General features: G+C 37.3%; 18 protein-coding genes and 1 tRNA gene. 4 read left to right on the forward strand and 15 right to left on the reverse strand.

The window, feature by feature from the left end; genetic code table 11:
- Window positions 1-106: 106 nt before the first annotated feature.
- From NNJ73_RS07065 to folE, 4 genes are all read right to left on the reverse strand, one after another.
- Window positions 107-601 (reverse strand): hypothetical protein, encoded by a 495-nt coding sequence (locus tag NNJ73_RS07065; protein ID WP_254493458.1) that lies wholly within the window; start codon window positions 599-601, stop codon window positions 107-109.
- Between the two features lie 134 nt (window positions 602-735).
- Window positions 736-1,923, reverse strand: a complete 1,188-nt coding sequence (locus NNJ73_RS07070; protein ID WP_254493459.1) for an alpha/beta hydrolase — start codon at window positions 1,921-1,923, stop codon at window positions 736-738.
- 199 nt (window positions 1,924-2,122) lie between these two features.
- Window positions 2,123-2,207, reverse strand: a tRNA-Leu gene (locus NNJ73_RS07075).
- 136 nt (window positions 2,208-2,343) lie between these two features.
- The gene (gene folE / locus NNJ73_RS07080) at window positions 2,344-2,967 is read right to left on the reverse strand and encodes a GTP cyclohydrolase I FolE (RefSeq protein WP_254493460.1); all 624 of its coding nucleotides are present in this window, start codon (window positions 2,965-2,967) and stop codon (window positions 2,344-2,346) included.
- A 125-nt stretch (window positions 2,968-3,092) separates the two neighbouring features.
- Between folE and NNJ73_RS07085 the strand changes: the two genes are divergently transcribed.
- The 3 genes from NNJ73_RS07085 to thrS all read left to right on the forward strand — a co-directional run bounded on the left by NNJ73_RS07085 (window position 3,093) and on the right by thrS (window position 5,970).
- Complete coding sequence (locus tag NNJ73_RS07085; RefSeq protein ID WP_254493461.1) at window positions 3,093-3,530, forward strand: iron-sulfur cluster assembly scaffold protein; 438 nt, start codon at window positions 3,093-3,095, stop codon at window positions 3,528-3,530.
- A complete protein-coding gene (gene yidD / locus NNJ73_RS07090) occupies window positions 3,531-3,881 on the forward strand; it encodes a membrane protein insertion efficiency factor YidD (protein ID WP_254493462.1) in 351 nt (116 codons plus the stop codon).
- A gap of 112 nt (window positions 3,882-3,993) precedes the next feature.
- On the forward strand, window positions 3,994-5,970 hold the full coding sequence (thrS, locus tag NNJ73_RS07095) for a threonine--tRNA ligase (RefSeq protein WP_254493463.1): 1,977 nt from the start codon (window positions 3,994-3,996) through the stop codon (window positions 5,968-5,970).
- A gap of 1,071 nt (window positions 5,971-7,041) precedes the next feature.
- Here thrS and NNJ73_RS07100 read toward each other — a convergent pair.
- The 5 genes from NNJ73_RS07100 to NNJ73_RS07120 all read right to left on the reverse strand — a co-directional run bounded on the left by NNJ73_RS07100 (window position 7,042) and on the right by NNJ73_RS07120 (window position 10,914).
- Window positions 7,042-7,545, reverse strand: coding sequence for a MerR family transcriptional regulator (locus NNJ73_RS07100; protein ID WP_254493464.1), 504 nt, complete (start codon window positions 7,543-7,545; stop codon window positions 7,042-7,044).
- Between the two features lie 159 nt (window positions 7,546-7,704).
- Window positions 7,705-8,028 carry an integration host factor subunit alpha gene (locus tag NNJ73_RS07105; RefSeq protein ID WP_254493465.1) on the reverse strand — a complete coding sequence of 108 codons (324 nt, stop codon included), beginning with the start codon at window positions 8,026-8,028 and terminating at the stop codon, window positions 7,705-7,707.
- A 77-nt stretch (window positions 8,029-8,105) separates the two neighbouring features.
- Window positions 8,106-9,080, reverse strand: a complete 975-nt coding sequence (locus NNJ73_RS07110) for a beta-ketoacyl-ACP synthase III (RefSeq protein WP_254493466.1) — start codon at window positions 9,078-9,080, stop codon at window positions 8,106-8,108.
- A gap of 49 nt (window positions 9,081-9,129) precedes the next feature.
- On the reverse strand, window positions 9,130-10,200 hold the full coding sequence (gene plsX, locus NNJ73_RS07115) for a phosphate acyltransferase PlsX (RefSeq protein ID WP_254493467.1): 1,071 nt from the start codon (window positions 10,198-10,200) through the stop codon (window positions 9,130-9,132).
- Between the two features lie 156 nt (window positions 10,201-10,356).
- Window positions 10,357-10,914, reverse strand: coding sequence for a DUF177 domain-containing protein (locus NNJ73_RS07120; RefSeq protein WP_254493468.1), 558 nt, complete (start codon window positions 10,912-10,914; stop codon window positions 10,357-10,359).
- A gap of 222 nt (window positions 10,915-11,136) precedes the next feature.
- Between NNJ73_RS07120 and NNJ73_RS07125 the strand changes: the two genes are divergently transcribed.
- Window positions 11,137-11,616 (forward strand): outer membrane protein assembly factor BamE, encoded by a 480-nt coding sequence (locus NNJ73_RS07125; protein WP_254493693.1) that lies wholly within the window; start codon window positions 11,137-11,139, stop codon window positions 11,614-11,616.
- Between the two features lie 76 nt (window positions 11,617-11,692).
- Here the strand turns inward: NNJ73_RS07125 and nusB are convergent, their stop codons facing one another.
- From nusB to glyA, 6 genes are all read right to left on the reverse strand, one after another.
- Complete coding sequence (gene nusB / locus NNJ73_RS07130) at window positions 11,693-12,163, reverse strand: transcription antitermination factor NusB (RefSeq protein ID WP_254493469.1); 471 nt, start codon at window positions 12,161-12,163, stop codon at window positions 11,693-11,695.
- Between the two features lie 2 nt (window positions 12,164-12,165).
- Window positions 12,166-12,621, reverse strand: coding sequence for a 6,7-dimethyl-8-ribityllumazine synthase (locus NNJ73_RS07135; RefSeq protein ID WP_254493470.1), 456 nt, complete (start codon window positions 12,619-12,621; stop codon window positions 12,166-12,168).
- Window positions 12,622-12,702: 81 nt separating this feature from the next.
- Entirely contained in the window at window positions 12,703-13,320 is a 618-nt protein-coding gene (locus tag NNJ73_RS07140) for a riboflavin synthase (protein WP_254493471.1), read from the reverse strand.
- Entirely contained in the window at window positions 13,302-14,429 is a 1,128-nt protein-coding gene (gene ribD / locus NNJ73_RS07145) for a bifunctional diaminohydroxyphosphoribosylaminopyrimidine deaminase/5-amino-6-(5-phosphoribosylamino)uracil reductase RibD (RefSeq protein ID WP_254493472.1), read from the reverse strand. Before ribD ends, NNJ73_RS07140 begins: the two co-directional genes overlap by 19 nt.
- Entirely contained in the window at window positions 14,429-14,905 is a 477-nt protein-coding gene (nrdR, locus tag NNJ73_RS07150; RefSeq protein ID WP_254493473.1) for a transcriptional regulator NrdR, read from the reverse strand. Before nrdR ends, ribD begins: the two co-directional genes overlap by 1 nt.
- 12 nt (window positions 14,906-14,917) lie before the next feature.
- Complete coding sequence (gene glyA / locus NNJ73_RS07155; RefSeq protein ID WP_254493474.1) at window positions 14,918-16,231, reverse strand: serine hydroxymethyltransferase; 1,314 nt, start codon at window positions 16,229-16,231, stop codon at window positions 14,918-14,920.
- Between the last annotated feature and the right edge of the window lie 140 nt (window positions 16,232-16,371).

Raw genomic sequence — 16,371 nt, forward strand, 5'->3', positions numbered from 1 at the left:
CACTTAGAATACTCTATGAGCTGATATTGTAAAAACGAAAGAAAGAGAAAAATAACTGCAATTTAAATGCACTGTTTACGATTAAAGGGAAAATGTTTTTTTCACTTTAACATTCTTTTTTAAAAAGATGTGGGCTTTCAACAATAAGCTTTTCTCGCGCTTTTTGTAATTGTTTAATGACTTCATCAATTTTTGATGGAGAACAAAGAGCTTCTTCACTATTCAAAAAATGCAGCTTTTCCTTCCCCTCATATAAACATTGCATTTGAGACTGAAGTATTCTAACTTCTTGAAAGAAAAGACGTCCAGTTTCCTTAAAACCATTATTAAGTGAAAAAAGTTGATCGGAAATAGAGAGCAAAATTTGTTTTAAAAAGCGCTCATTTTCTTGGCGTTTGCGATATTCTAAAATAAGAGCATGGCTTATTTCATCTAATTGTTTTTTTGTAGAATCAATTTGACGCAATAAATTTGGTTTTTCCCCCATATCACCTTTTCTCACCTTCACAAGCATAGCATGAATTTCTAATAACTTCATTGCGGAATGAGATAAATAATCAACAACTGTAGGTGTATTGGTATAGCTTTTCCATGTAATCATCACAACCCCACCTAATAACAGTTTTTTACACCTCATCCCGCTATTTATTTTTATTTTACAAAGCCATTCTAAAGAAAGTGCTAAAAAATATTTCTCCAATACATTATTCGATAGTCCCCACTCCTCTTTTTTTACTATCGACCTGGAATCCGTGGAGAGAGAAAACGTAAAGGTGTATAAAGGATAAGATGTGTTGTTTTTTCTAACACACTACTACCATCTGCAAGAAGAGCTTGGCTAGGTGACAATTCCGTACCTTGCATAATTGTTGAAGCCAAAGAACCTTCTCGAGAAAGAGCCATTAATGTTGGTGAAGAGGCAAAGACATTATGTGCTCCCCCATCCACATGAGAGAAATCAAGAACAGCTATTCCATTTTTACGCAACATCTCAATGTCTGAACCATCACCCACACGATGATGTCCCCCCGTAAGACGTCCTGAAACAGCGAGAGCTTTATCTGCTCTAGATACTAAAATTGCTGTTGGCTGTGGAAGTTTTTTTATATCATTAAGTTGGCGCTCAAATACATCAATATCAATATCTGGTGCAGCCATTAATAAACTTGTAATACGATGAATAGGCTTATATTTTCCCTGTAGAGCTAAAGTTCTAAATGCCTCCATTATAACAAAATTGCCCATAGAATGTGCAATAACTGAAATCTGATCAGCATTGGTTTCACTAATAAGTGTCAAAAGCTCTATTAATCCATCACGGGCAAAATTAGCGCTGTCACGGTCATAAATATAAAGAGGAACTGATCCAGCAGAAGGCCAAGAATAATGTACAGCGACAACATTTAAAGAATAATCGTGCGTAAACTGTGCCGTACGAAATGTACCATCTGCAAAATTATTATTATATCCATGGATAAAAAGAAAAATTTCTCTTTTTCCTTTTGGCTTTTTTGCTAAAGCAGCATTTAATTGTTGTTTAAACTGTTCTTTATTATCATATTTTTGCAATGAGACTGCTGCAAAATACTTATCATGCGTAGGTTTATAAGCATTTATTTCAACAACTCCCTTTACATGTTGCTGAGGAATTCCTACGTCAACGCGATTATAATGTACTTTGTTTGATCGCTCTGAGCCATAAGGCAGAGCATAATTATTTTGCATCATACGACTTGTTGCAACATACACTGAAACGATGGCTTTTGGAGAAATTGGTTTTCCCTCAACTTCTCTTTCTACTGCAGTCATAGAAGGCGTTGCATGCACCCCATGCCAAAGGACAGCACGCGAATCACTACATGCTGATAATAAAGAAATACAAATAAGAAGTGTTAAATATCTTAGAATCACTCTACTTCTCACTGCAACTCCACCCCACCTACAAAAAATATAACGTTTTAAATGCACAGATAAAGGAATAAAAAATGAACAATTATGAAGAAAACGCTAAAAATAACACACAAAGAAATATTTTTCTATAATGGGAAATATTTTTCTATAATTTGCATAGACCACCTCTCTCTACATAACTTCTTCTCATTACAGAGAAATTAATTGTCAATGGTGCGGTCGAGAAGACTCGAACTTCCACGGGTTGCCCCACAGCGACCTCAACGCTGCGCGTCTACCAATTCCGCCACGACCGCACGTGGTTAAGCAAAACACTTTAGTTTTCAGCCTTTAACAAATCATAAAGAAAGGTACAAGCCAATTTTCTCTTTCCTATAATTTATTTTATCCAAATGATTTATAACTTAATAAAGATTACTAAAAATATGGGCTTTACGATGATCTTTGAACCATCATCATAAAATGAGCTTGTGCAGCGTGATCTTTTTCATAATAACCATGAAATTTTTTTGTAATTGTTGTAGATCCCTGTTTTTGGATTCCTCTCATAGCCATACACATGTGCTCAGCCTCGATCAATACGGCTACACCACGAGGTTTCAGGTACATTTCTAAAGCATGAGCCACTTGTGCTGTCATCGCTTCTTGTGTTTGTAAACGACGAGAAAAAATATCTACAATACGCGCAATTTTTGAAAGTCCAACAATTTTTGCATCAGGAAGATAGGCTATGTGCGCTTTTCCAATAATCGGAATCATATGATGTTCACAGTGCGAATAAAAAGGAATATTTTTTACGATTACCGACTCATTGTATCCTGAAACCTCTTCAAAAACTGTTCCTAAGGTTTCTTCAACTGATTGACGATAACCATTAAAAAGCTCGCGATATGCCTTGGCTATACGTTTTGGAGTCTCTAAAAGCCCTTCTCTCCTTGGATTTTCCCCTACCCATAAGAGTAATGTACGAATCGCTTCTTCCACCTCTTCAAAACTCGGACGCTTTTCTTCAGATAAAAAAGAATCCTCTGCGCCTTCTTTAACAACATTACGCATTCAAAAACTCCAACCTTACTCTATACAAAACATTTGCTATAGACCTATTTCATTTTGTATAATCTTTATATAAGCGAATTAAAAGTTTAAACAATCACGTCTCTCAAAATTTCAGGCAATAGCGCATGAGTGACAATATCTATAGTGATAAAATACTTGAATATGCTGCGCATATAGGCAGAATTGGGCGTCTTAATAATCCTGATGCAACATCAAAAAAATATGCACATCCTTGCGGCTCAACAATCACTGTGGATTTAAAAGTGGAAGATCATATCGTGATAGATTTCGCTCATGAAATACACGCATGTGTGTTAGGGCAAGCCTCAGCATCACTTTTAGCATCTCATATCATCGGACAAACAACACAAGATCTTAAAGTATTACGTAAAGTTATCTACCAAATGCTAACGCAGGATGGCCCTTCTCCTCAAGCTCCCTTTGAGGATTTTTCTTGCTTACAGCCCCTTAAAAACTATAAAGTACGCCATGCTGCAACACTACTACCCTTTGATGCAACGATAGACTGTATTCAACAAATTGAAAAAAACAGAAGAAAATAAATGCTCAAATCACAGTTTCGACAAAAAAAACTGACTCGAAATTACACAGGTGCTTGGCAAAAAACACCTGGACGATTACTGGGTATTTTCTTAATACGTTTCTATCAAATAACACTTTCGAGTCTTATAGGAAATCAGTGTCGCCATGCCCCAACTTGTTCAGAATATATATATGAAGCGATCGCACGCCATGGGCTTTGGGCTGGTGCATGGATGGGGCTCTTTCGTATCATACGTTGTGGTCCCTTTGGAACAGATGGCTTTGATCCAGTACCTCCGTCACTCGGAAATTCTTGCTGTTTTTATAAACCTTGGCGTTACTGGAAAATTTCTGAAAAACACACCAAATAATCCTTTTCTTTTTTCATATGTATTGATAGAAGAGTTAATCTATAAGCTTTTTACTCAGTTTTCACGAAACCATCCGCAATCGTTGGCGGAATTGGATTAAAGGGGTGTTTTTATGTCTTGCTCTATTTTTCTTTCTTTTCCCGATGGTTCAAAACGTAATTACCCCGCCGAAATGACAGGCTTGGAATTAGCAGAATCCATTTCTAAATCACTCGCAAAAAAAGCCGTCGCCTATAGTCTTGATGGCATCATGCGAGATCTATCAGATCCATTAGCAGAGTCTGGTCAAATAGAGATTATTACCCGAGAAGATGCACGTGCTCTTGAACTCATAAGGCATGATTGCGCCCATGTTCTTGCTGAAGCAGTGCAAGAACTTTTTCCTGAAACGCAAGTAACAATAGGTCCTGTAATTGAGAATGGGTTCTATTATGATTTTGCACGCCAACAACCTTTCACACTAGATGATCTCAGCGTCATTGAAAAGAAAATGCGTGAAATTATCCAACGCAATAGACCTTTTAGAAAAGAAATTTGGTCTCGTGAAAAAGCAAGAAGAGTTTTTTCTGAGAAAAAGGAATTTTATAAAGTTAAACTTATTGAGAGCATTCCAGAAAATCAAGATTTAAAAATCTATTATCAAGGGGAGTGGTTTGATCTTTGTCGCGGACCGCACATGCAATCTACAGGGCAAATTGGAAATGCTTTTAAATTAATGAAAGTCGCAGGCGCTTACTGGCGTGGCGATGCCAATAATCCAATGCTCACGAGAATTTATGGAACAGCATTTGCAAACGAAAATGACTTAAAAGCCTATCTCCATATGCTAGAAGAAGCCGAAAAACGTGATCATCGCCGCTTGGGACGTGAAATGGATTTATTTCATTTTCAAGAAGAAGGACCAGGAATGATTTTTTGGCACCAAAAAGGCTGGAAAATGTTCCAAAATTTGATCAATTATATGCGTAGACGCCTTGATGATCATCAATATGCCGAAGTAAATGCACCACAAGTTCTCGATAGATCACTTTGGGAAATATCGGGGCATTGGGGCTGGTATAAGGAAAACATGTTCAAAGCAATTCCAGCCGCAGAAGATTCAGACCATGGGAATGTTTATGCCCTTAAACCAATGAATTGTCCTGGTCATGTGCAAATTTTTAAACATGGTTTAAAATCTTATCGTGATTTGCCTATTAGGCTTGCTGAATTTGGTCTTGTTCATCGTTATGAGCCTTCAGGCTCTTTGCATGGTCTTATGCGTGTGCGTGGTTTTACACAAGACGATGCACATATTTTTTGTACTGATGAACAATTAGCCGATGAATGTCTTAGTATTAATGATCTTATTTTATCAACGTATGCGGATTTTGGTTTTAAAGAAATTAGTCTTAAGCTTTCAACACGTCCAGAAAAACGCGTTGGATCTGATACATTATGGGATCATGCAGAAAATATCATGGAGTCTGTCCTTAAAACAATTGAAACAAAATCTGCGGGACAAATCAAAACAAGTATCCTCCCAGGTGAGGGAGCCTTTTATGGTCCAAAATTTGAATATACATTAAAGGATGCTATCGGTCGTGAATGGCAGTGTGGAACAACACAAATAGACTTTAATCTTCCTGAACGTTTTGGTGCATTCTATATTGATAAAGATTCAGAAAAACGCCAGCCTGTTATGATCCATCGCGCCATTTTTGGATCAATGGAACGTTTTCTTGGTATATTAATCGAAAATTTTGCTGGACATATGCCTCTTTGGCTTTCTCCTGAACAAATTGTTGTCGCAACAATTACATCCGAAGCAAATGAATATGCCCAAAAAATAACGGCAAGACTTAAAGCTGCTGGGCTTTCAGCAACGATAGATCTCCGCAATGAAAAAATTAACTATAAAATACGAGAACATTCTTTACAAAAAGTTCCCGTCATTTTGGTCTGTGGCAAACGTGAAGCTGAAACAAACAGCGTCAATATGCGTCGCTTAGGAAGCCCAAATCAAACCCTTTTATCTGTAGAAGATGCAATTAAGCAACTTTCAAATGAAGCCACGCCTCCAGATTTACAGCGTGTAATAAATGCATAACATCATACAAGGTGGTAAGACATCAATTTTTTTACTGTAAATCGTGAATTTTTGTACAAAATCAAAAGATTTGTCAGTGTTGTGTTTTTCAGTTTCATACATGATGACCAATCATCAGTAAAAAATTACGTGATCACACTTTACGAGGCAAGTTGGTAAAAAATTGAATGTAAAAGCTGTAAGTTATTTAAATACAAAAATTATAGATATAGAAAGATAACGTCGTGATCATGGATAGATCATTACGATAATTGCATCAATATCAAGAAAAAAACTAAAAATAAGATTATCATAAATACGTAGATTAATCGAATAATGATGTATTCTCTTCTTAATATATGATTTCATAAAAAAGATATAATAATTTGATTTATAATGATAATATAACGTCATTGATATTAAAAAACATCTCAAATATCATAGGATTTCTTTCACTTTAAATTTGTTTACGCTGCAGCAATCAAAATCATTCGTTTGCACGTGACAAGTGAGAAGGCACGTGTGAATGAAAAATTTAGAAAAGACTAAAAATGCTTAAACCGTTTCAAGTATCCAAGGGCTTGTTGCAATATTGGGTGCTGATAAAATGTGTGTTCCTCCTTCACAAACGTAAAAATAGTTGAATTTGACATTATAGTATTCATTCATGGGAGGCTGTCGCGAAATGGGCTTGAGAATCTTAAGAAATGATCTCTTTTAAACAAGGACGTAAATGACAACCCAATAGCGCTCTACAAAAACATCCCGCAATCTACATTGATAAGATATCGCTTTAACTTCCCTTAAGAGTTATAAAACTAAATCAAAGGAGAATGACAAAATTCGCTGTTCATTCTTTTCTCTCTTCATATTTGACCAGATTAAAAACTCTTCCTAAAAAAACAATCAACTATGCACACGAGGTATATGAGTTGCTCGTTAACATAGTAAATCTCGAGCCACATTTATAAAGCGTCTAAATATCTTAAAATACCTTGCGGCGCTAAACGCTAAATACTGATTTATAAAAAACTTTTAAAACGCATGTTTTTCTAAAAAAAGAAGCACAATATAAAATAAAAAACATTATTGTTATCGTGCTCTATCAAGAACACGCTTACATTCAATGAGTTCAAACAGGATTTCTTGCAACAATGCTTTATCGGTTTTATCTTTGTAAAGATTCACAGAACCAACAGAGGTTTCTCCCTCATTTCTCATAAAACTCAAAAGCCCAAAAGAAGATTTCTTAGGTTTATTGCTCATATTTTCAAAAGTTTGTCCTGCATGTTTTTTCTCTATGACAACATTCATAGCATCAAGATCGCCATTACCAAATGCAGTCACAAAAGCAACACCATTTTCTTTCAAAAGGCGCTGCACACCTTTTATCGTATAACCCTGATCGTACAATAACTGCTTAATACCATTGAGCAAATCAACATCGACTGGACGATAGTAACGCCTCCCTCCTCCACGTTTCATTGGTTTAATCTGCCTAAAACGTGTTTCCCAGAATCTTAAGACATGCTGCGGAAGCTCCAATAATTCGGCTACTTCGCTAATTGTGCGAAAAGCATCAGAGCTTTTATCCATTTTGCAACACCTTATCTAAAACACGACAAATGGTTTGATAATGATTCATTACGTCTCAATTTCTCAACAAGATTAGTCAAAAAACAGCTTTTTTAAAAAAGCATAGGTCTTTATTTTATACATTTCTTAACAAATACCAAACATTATTACAGCATTTATTTATGAGATATCATTTTTCTGTCTAGCACGATGCGAATCTAAAATTCTCTGTTTAAGGATATTTGCAGCCTTAAACGTCACAACACGTCGCGGCGGAATAGGTGCTTCAACACCTGTTTTTGGATTGCGTCCAATACGTTCATTCTTACTGCGAACCTGAAAAGTTGCAAAAGAAGATAATTTAACCGCTTCACCTCTTACAAGTGAGTTGCAAATCTCATCCAAAACCAATTCGACCAAAGCTGCTGATTCAGTATGTGACAAGCCCACTTTTTTACAAACTACGCTCGCTAAATCTGCACGCGTTACTGTCTTACTTGTCATTATAACCACCTATTAAAATATTAAAAATTACAAAATGACTTATACGTTTTATTCAAATATGGTCAAGTAACCATCATTTACCAACGAACAAGAATTGCTCCCCATGTAAATCCACCTCCCATGGCTTCTAACATGATAAGATCTCCTTTTTTTATCCTTCCATCGCAAAGAGCTGTTGTTAAAGCCAATGGAACTGATGCTGCAGACGTGTTACCATGTTGATTAATGGTAATCACAACTTTATCTGGTGAAATTTTCAGCTTTTTAGCAGATGCTTCAATAATGCGCTTATTAGCCTGGTGAGGGACAAACCAATCGAGTTGTGAAGAATCCATACCTGCAGCTGCAAAACAATCATCAACCACATCTGTTATCATACCAACAGCATATTTAAAAACTTCTCGTCCTTCCATACGCAAATAACCTGTCGTTTGTGTTGTTGAAGGTCCACCATCAACATACAACTTATCGATATAAGCACCATCAGAACGCAATTTTGCAGACAATATACCACGCTCAAAAGCATCTTGCCCTTCAACTTCTTGCGCTTCCAAAACAGCAGCCCCTGCACCATCACCAAACAAAACACATGTTGTACGGTCTTCCCAATCTAAAATTCGAGAAAATGTATCGGACCCAATCACTAAAATTCTTTTAGCGGCTCCACAGCGTAAATAAGAATCTCCCGTTGTTAAAGCAAAAATAAAACCAGAGCAAACAGCTTGAATATCAAAAGCAAATCCATGGCTCATTCCCAAAGCATACTGAATTTCAACAGCAGAAGCAGGAAACGTACGATTTGGCGTTGAGGTTGCTAAAATAATACAATCAATATCCTTTATTGTAAGACCAGCATTTATAAGAGCTGCTTGCGCAGCTTCAACGCCTAAAGAAACCGTTGTTTCATTTTCATTGGCAATATAACGTTGATGTATTCCTGTACGTTGAACAATCCATGAATCTGACGTTTCAACAAACTTTGCAATCTCATCATTTGATAAACTTCTTTTCGGCAAAGCACTTCCTACACCACATATAATTGATCGAATCATTCAGCTCTCACCTTTTCTTCAAACTTTTTATTTCCATTATAAGAGCTCATCATAAGGATTCTCCACTCATCACCACTTCATCTTCCTGATCAAAAAATGTATCTTTATTCTCATGAAACCGCCGTAAATCAGCCGTTATTTTTTGTAAAAGTCCATTATTAACCATTTCATAACCAACACGAATAGCAGAAGCAAAGCCATGAGCATTAGCACTGCCATGACTTTTTATGACAACACCATTCAAACCTAAAAGCACGCCTCCATTCACCCTATCGGGATCCATTTTATTTTTCAGTGTACGAAAAGCCCCCCGCGATAAAAAATAACCAAGAGATGTTAAAAAAGAACTGCGCAAGGCAGAATTTAAAATCTCTGCTATCTGTCGCGCGGTTCCTTCTGCAGTTTTTAAAGCAATATTACCAGAAAACCCTTCTGTTACAACAACATCGACTGTCCCTTTTCCAATGTCATTGCCCTCAACAAATCCTTTATATTCCAATCCTTCTAATTGCACTTCACGCAATATCATGCCTGCTTTTTTTATTTCATAAAGTCCTTTAACCTCTTCCACCCCCACATTTAAAAGTCCAACACTTGGTTTTTCAGTATGATATAAAGCGCGAAACATCCCCGCTCCCATAACCGCCAAATCAACCAATTGACGAGCAGATGCACCAATCGTTGCTCCAATATCTAAAACGATACTCTCCCTGCGAAGGGTTGGCCAGATACCCGCAATACCAGGACGTTCAGCCTCTGCCAACATTTTTAAACAAAAATAAGACATGGCCATAAGCGCCCCCGTATTACCAGCAGAAACGCAAGCATCAGCTTCACCATTTTTTACCGCTTCAATGGCATACCACATTGATGATTTACCACGTCCATTGCGAAGGGCTTGGCTTGGCTTTTCATCCATGCGTGTATAGCTTTCTGTAGGATAAAAGCGCGATACAGAATCCAAATGGGGATATTTTTTTAAAACCGGTCGAACGACCTCCTCTATCCCATAAAACAGAAAATAAACATCTGATAAATATTTTTGGACAATTGCTGCTCCTGCAATAGCTGCTTCTGGACCGTAATCACCACCCATGACATCCACAGAAATTCTAATCACGCTTTCATATCCCACATCTTTTCATTTACATTTTTAAATGCATATTATGATTTTGGGTGACTAAACACTCATAAAACATATCTTGCAAAAACAGTTCCGCAGAAAATACCGTTTTTATCATAGCATACAATAGATAATTTTTTTATGTTTTTACAATCACTTCCAACTTTTCAAAACAGAAAATGGCGAAAGCTTTTGCTCTGCTTCTTCTAAATTTTTAACCACATGCATTTTTATCCCCTCTTTACGTGGATAATGATTAATAGACAACTCAAAAAACTCTTCCATGATTGCACCAATATCAATTCGATCATTATAAAATACTTCCGGTGTATCAAGCCCTTCCACATCTAAAAACAATTCTCGTGTATCTTCTGATATTTTGGGCTTCGTTAAATTTGAATCTTCGGGAACAAAAACAACCTCAATATTTTCACGGAGAATATTTTCTAATGGTTCTAATGTAACAACACATAACTGTATTATATGCGCTTGCAACAAACCTTTTATACGCACACCGCGTTTTTTCCACGGAAGAATATGGAATTTTCCCTCACAAGATTTTACTTCAACTAAATCATGGTTTTGGGCTAAATGTGTACATTCTTTTTTGTTTGCACAAAGATGAACTCTTAACCCTTTAGCAGGAAGAGAACGGACGCATATTGGATAGGCCAAAGCAAATGCCATTTGAGAAACATTTTGAACATTCATTGATAACTCCCAAACATGAAAATCTATAAAGCACAGTACTTTTATTTAGCTCAAGTATATTTCGTTCATTTTTTTCTTTTCTAAAGAAATTCTATATGGCATAATTTGTCTTATAACAGGGAAACTCAATGTAAGCTACGGTAGATTAAACTAAAATTAGAAAAAACTTGAGGTTGCCTTCTTGTCGTACATCTCAGTATAAAGGAGATATCATTGTTTCAAATGCCTCACATAATGGCCTTAATCAAACGCAAATTGTTGGTGGGTTTATCAATAGCAAGCATCGTAACACTTGCAGGTTGCAGTCTTCTTGATTCTTCAGGGTCAAGCCAAATTTATAGAGAGGGCTATATTCTTGATAAAAATGCTCTAAGTTCTATTTCTGTTGGCTCAAGTCAAGAGCAAGTTCTTTTAACTTTAGGAACACCTTCATTAAAAACAAAATATGATAATGAAGTTTTTTATTACATCTCACAAACACGTTATCGTGGGATGCAGTTTATGAAAACAAAGATTATTGACCGCAAAGTTTTAGCTATTTACTTCAATAAAAACAATCAGGTTGCAAAGGTTGCTCACTATGGTCTACAAGATGGTCAAGTATTTGATTTCATGACGCAAACAACACCAACATTAACAAAAGAACATCCCTTCTTAATTCAAATTATAAAAGGCCCTGCGAATCTACCACCCCCTAGGTAAAAGATATCGTTTACTTCCCGTTCAATATGATGAGGTCTGATGTTATCAGACCTCATCATATGAGAAAATATCGCGATTAAGAGCGGATTTTTTTTGCCATACTATCAAGAACTGCATTAACAAGTTTTGGCTCATCCCCTTCAAAAAACGCTTTAGCTATATCAACATATTCATTCATGACGACCGCAACAGGAACATCTTTACGGTTGATCAGCTCCCATAAAGCGGCTCGTAAAATTGCTCGCAATATAGAATCAAGACGTGAAAGAGACCATTCTGAAGAAAGCTGTTGATGAAGCAGAGGATCAAGCTGCTTTTGGTCTTTTACAACACCCATTATAATCGCCAAAAACCATTGAAAATCAGCTTCAAGATACTGGTCTCCATCAATATCTTTTCCCAAACGATAAGCCTCATACTCCGCAGCCGTTTCCATCACTCCCGAACCTACAATATCCATTTGATAGAGAGCCTGAACCGCAGCCAGCCTTGCTGCTCCACGTTTATTGGCTGAACGCGGAAAATGTCTGCTTTTTATATCAGCCATATTTAACGATTATCTCCAAATCTCTTTTTTAGAGCGATCATACATAAAGCAGCTTCAGCTGCAAAACCACCTTTATTTTTGCCATCTTGTTTTGCGCGTACCCATGCTTGCTCTTTATTTTCAACAGTTAAAATACCATTTCCAATAGCTAAATGCTTATGAACGGTTAAATCCATCAAGGACCGACAAGAATCGTTGGCAACAATTTCAAAGTGATATGTCTCCCCCCGAATAACACAACCCAGTGCAACATAACCATCATAAGATATCTTATTTTGTTCAGCAAAAGCTATTGCAGCTGGTATTTCTAAGGCTCCTGGAACTGTTATAATATCATAACGTGCTTCAGCTTTTTGCAAGGCATTCACAGCCCCTTTCAAAAGCGCATCAGAAATCTCTTCATAAAAACGTGCTTCAACAATCAATACGTGAGGCCTTTTACGTATCTCTTTCATCATAATGAAATTCCATAAAAAACGAATCAAAAAACTCAAAGGTATAGAGCATAAAATTCTAAAAACGATCAATAGAATTGTAGCTTATTCATCGTCTCTTTTAAAAGCAAAAAGCTTAACAGCATAACGAGCAAGTTGGTCAATTTCCAAATTGACCCAATCTCCAATTTTAGCTTCTCCCCATGTTGTCACTTCAAGTGTATGGCGAATAATAAGAACATCAAAAACACAACCCTCCACACTATTAACAGTCAAAGACGTTCCATTAAGAGCAACTGATCCCTTAGGTACAATGAAAGGCATAAATTGTCTTGAAACTTTTAAATAAAAACGAATTGCATCTCCTTCATTTTTTTGTTCAATGATTTCAGCTAAACCATCAATATGACCAGAAACCAAATGCCCTCCCATTTCATCACCCAATCGAAGCGAACGCTCTAAATTAACAAAAGTTCCTTTTTTCCATTGGGCAAGATTTGTTAAACGTAATGTTTCTTCCCACGCCTCAACAACAAACCAATTGGAATCTCCTTGTTTAAAACCTCGTTCCACAACGGTTAGACAAATTCCTGAACACGCAATTGATGCACCAATTACTAAGCTTTCTATAGCATAGCGTGTAGAAATCTTTACACGCATCCCCTGCTTTAAAGATTGAACATCTTCAACACAACCGATATCCGTTATAATTCCTGTGAACATAATGTCTTACGTCTCCATTTATAAAAACGGTCATTTCCAAACATTTTTGTCTCAACCTCATGAAATTGCGAGAGATAATTTTCAAAATGAGGAGCTTCAATACGTTTTTTTCCTAAAACAACGGGACTATAAAAACATATCAAATGATCAATACAACCAGCACTCAAAAACTTTTCTCCTGTCTTTACGCCCCCTTCCAGTAAAACACTATTAATCCCATGTTTATAAAGCATCTGTAAAAGAGAAAAAGGTTCTACAAAACCATTATTCATCTCTATCGAATAAACAGACACGCCATATTGCTCCAATGCATTTTTTTTGCTTTTCTTTGAAAGATCCTCATTACAAATAACCCATGTAGGAATTTTTATGGCTGTTTGGACAACTTTCGCATCAAGAGGAATAGATAAATCTGCATCCAAAATAATACGAATTGGCGAGCGAGCTTCCATTCCTGGCAAACGGCAATTGAGTTGTGGATCATCGGCTAATATAGTCCCAATACCAACGATAATAGCGTTGTTTTGAGCCCGTAGAATATGCGTATGGGTATGGGAAAGCGTTCCACTAATTTGTATTCCCCCCTCTTCTTTTTTTCCCACACTATTATCGGCAGAAATTGCCATTTTTAAAGTAACAGCACAGCGTTGCATCTTTCTTATACACCAATGCGTCCATAAGGATTCAAAAGCCTTTTCAGCTAAAATGCCCTCAACGACTTCAATACCCGCTGAACGCAAAAGAGCAAGACCACGACCATCTACACGCTTGTCACAATCAGTCAAAGCAACAACAACTCGGGAAATACCTGAATCAATAAGGGCATTAACACACGGCGAAGTTTTTCCATAATGTGCGCAAGGTTCTAAAGTAACATAAGCAGTTGCTCCTTGAGCCAAAGAGCCGGCCATGCGTAAAGCTTGCACTTCTGCATGAGGTTTCCCATGACGAGCAGTTACGCCATAGCCAACAATAAATGGTCCCGCACCGCCATCATTTTGCACAATTAGCGCACCCACGGAAGGATTCTCACCTGTAAGTCCCACATGACGCTCTGCTAAACGGATAGCGGCAGCCATAAACCGTTCATCTTGCACTTTTTTATTCATCAAAACGAGTTTTCTGTATCCGTTATACCTTTTGACAACTCATCGATAATATCGTGAAAATCGCTTGCATTACGAAAATCTCGGTACACAGAAGCAAAACGGATATAAGCAATATCATCAATTCTTTTTAATGCTTCCATTACAAGATGCCCAATTTTTTCTGAAGAAACCTCTGGTTCCCCCAAACTCTCAAGCTGGCGTACAATGCCAGAAATTGCCCGTTCAATACGATCAGGATCAATATTGCGCTTTCGTACAGCCACATCAACTGATCGCATTAATTTATCACGATCAAATGGCTCACATCGTCCACTTTTTTTAGTAACCAAGAGCTCACGCAATTGAACACGTTCAAAAGTTGTAAAACGACCACCGCAAACGGAACACACACGACGGCGGCGAATCACCGCCCCCTCTTCTGCTGGACGTGAGTCTTTAACCTGTGTATCCTCATATTGACAGTACGGACAGCGCATCTCTTTTTATCCTTAACGCGTGCTAAGATAAGAATAAAGAGGAAATTGATTCGTTATATCTTTCACCTTTTTCTTAACAGCCATTTCAACGGCGTGATTATCTTCATCACTGTTTGCGTTTCGAAGACCATCAAGAACTTCTGAAATCAGATGACCAACTTGAGCAAACTCTTTTTCTAAGAAACCACGTGTTGTGGCAGCAGGTGATCCCAAACGAATTCCCGATGTTATAGATGGCGTTTCAGGGTCAAAAGGAACGCCATTTTTATTGCAGGTCATATGAGCGCGTCCCAAAGCCAATTCAGCACGTTTTCCTGTTAGATTTTTCGAACGTAAATCAACCAACAATAAATGATTGTCTGTACCGCCAGAAACGATATTAAAACCATTATTCTGTAATGTTTTTGCTAAAGTTTTCGCATTAGCGACAACATTGGCACTATAACTTTTGAAAGAAGGATGCAAAGCCTCCTTAAATGCGACAGCCTTTGCCGCAATCACATGCATTAAAGGCCCCCCTTGAAGACCAGGAAAAATAGCAGAATTAATTTTTTTGGATAAAGCCTCATCATTTGTCAATATCAAACCACCCCGAGGACCCCGAAGCGATTTATGTGTTGTTGTCGTTACAATATGTGCATGGGGAACAGGGGAAGGATGCACGCCACCAGCAACAAGACCAGCAATATGAGACATATCAACAAGGAGATAAGCACCGATCTCATTTGCAATTTCACGGAATCGTTCCCAATCCCAGAATCGAGGATAAGATGAGCCCCCTGCTATAATAAGTTTGGGTTTGCGTTCTTTTGCAAGCCGCTCAACCTCATCCATATCAATAATCTGATCTTCTTGACGTACACTATAGGAAACAACATCAAACCATTTTCCCGACATATTGACAGATGAACCATGCGTAAGGTGACCACCAGCATTTAAATCCAATCCCATAAATGTGTCACCAGGCTGGAGTAATGCCAGAAAGACAGCCTGATTCATTTGGCTGCCAGAATTGGGTTGCACATTTGCAAAAACAGCACCAAAAAGCTGTTTTGCTCTTTCGATGGCTAAATCTTCAACGACATCGACAAATTGACACCCACCATAGTAGCGCTTTCTTGGATAACCTTCTGCATATTTATTGGTTAAAACAGACCCCTGTGCTTCAAGAACTGCTCTTGAAACAATATTCTCTGAGGCAATCAGCTCAATCTCATGTTGTTGCCGCTCAAACTCCCCTCTAATGGCATTAAAAATTTCACCATCAACTGTCTGTAAATTATCATTAAAAAAGCGCTTTTGTGCGTCATTTTCTTGCTGAGTCATAAAACACATTCCTAATATTGAAAAATAAAGTCACTAAACGATAACACAGCAAACCATGCAAACCAAACATTTTAAACCACTTACACTCAAAAATACTGATACAAACAACTATCTTATTCCTCGTCATAGAAACAGCAAAA

Source organism: Bartonella sp. B1099 (assembly GCF_944801835.1).
Lineage (GTDB): Bacteria > Pseudomonadota > Alphaproteobacteria > Rhizobiales > Rhizobiaceae > Bartonella.

Coding starts and splice junctions, on each gene's coding strand:
- NNJ73_RS07120 (WP_254493468.1), bottom strand. CDS start 10,914: ATGAATGTTCAAAATGTTTCTCAAATGGCATTTGCTTTGGCCTATCCA.
- NNJ73_RS07105 (WP_254493465.1), bottom strand. CDS start 8,028: ATGACAAGTAAGACAGTAACGCGTGCAGATTTAGCGAGCGTAGTTTGT.
- NNJ73_RS07065 (WP_254493458.1), bottom strand. CDS start 601: ATGATTACATGGAAAAGCTATACCAATACACCTACAGTTGTTGATTAT.
- NNJ73_RS07135 (WP_254493470.1), bottom strand. CDS start 12,621: ATGATGAAAGAGATACGTAAAAGGCCTCACGTATTGATTGTTGAAGCA.
- thrS (WP_254493463.1), top strand. CDS start 3,994: ATGTCTTGCTCTATTTTTCTTTCTTTTCCCGATGGTTCAAAACGTAAT.
- NNJ73_RS07100 (WP_254493464.1), bottom strand. CDS start 7,545: ATGGATAAAAGCTCTGATGCTTTTCGCACAATTAGCGAAGTAGCCGAA.
- NNJ73_RS07085 (WP_254493461.1), top strand. CDS start 3,093: ATGAGTGACAATATCTATAGTGATAAAATACTTGAATATGCTGCGCAT.
- NNJ73_RS07110 (WP_254493466.1), bottom strand. CDS start 9,080: ATGATTCGATCAATTATATGTGGTGTAGGAAGTGCTTTGCCGAAAAGA.
- nrdR (WP_254493473.1), bottom strand. CDS start 14,905: ATGCGCTGTCCGTACTGTCAATATGAGGATACACAGGTTAAAGACTCA.
- glyA (WP_254493474.1), bottom strand. CDS start 16,231: ATGACTCAGCAAGAAAATGACGCACAAAAGCGCTTTTTTAATGATAAT.
- folE (WP_254493460.1), bottom strand. CDS start 2,967: ATGCGTAATGTTGTTAAAGAAGGCGCAGAGGATTCTTTTTTATCTGAA.
- nusB (WP_254493469.1), bottom strand. CDS start 12,163: ATGGCTGATATAAAAAGCAGACATTTTCCGCGTTCAGCCAATAAACGT.
- yidD (WP_254493462.1), top strand. CDS start 3,531: ATGCTCAAATCACAGTTTCGACAAAAAAAACTGACTCGAAATTACACA.
- NNJ73_RS07125 (WP_254493693.1), top strand. CDS start 11,137: ATGCCTCACATAATGGCCTTAATCAAACGCAAATTGTTGGTGGGTTTA.
- NNJ73_RS07140 (WP_254493471.1), bottom strand. CDS start 13,320: ATGTTCACAGGAATTATAACGGATATCGGTTGTGTTGAAGATGTTCAA.
- ribD (WP_254493472.1), bottom strand. CDS start 14,429: ATGAATAAAAAAGTGCAAGATGAACGGTTTATGGCTGCCGCTATCCGT.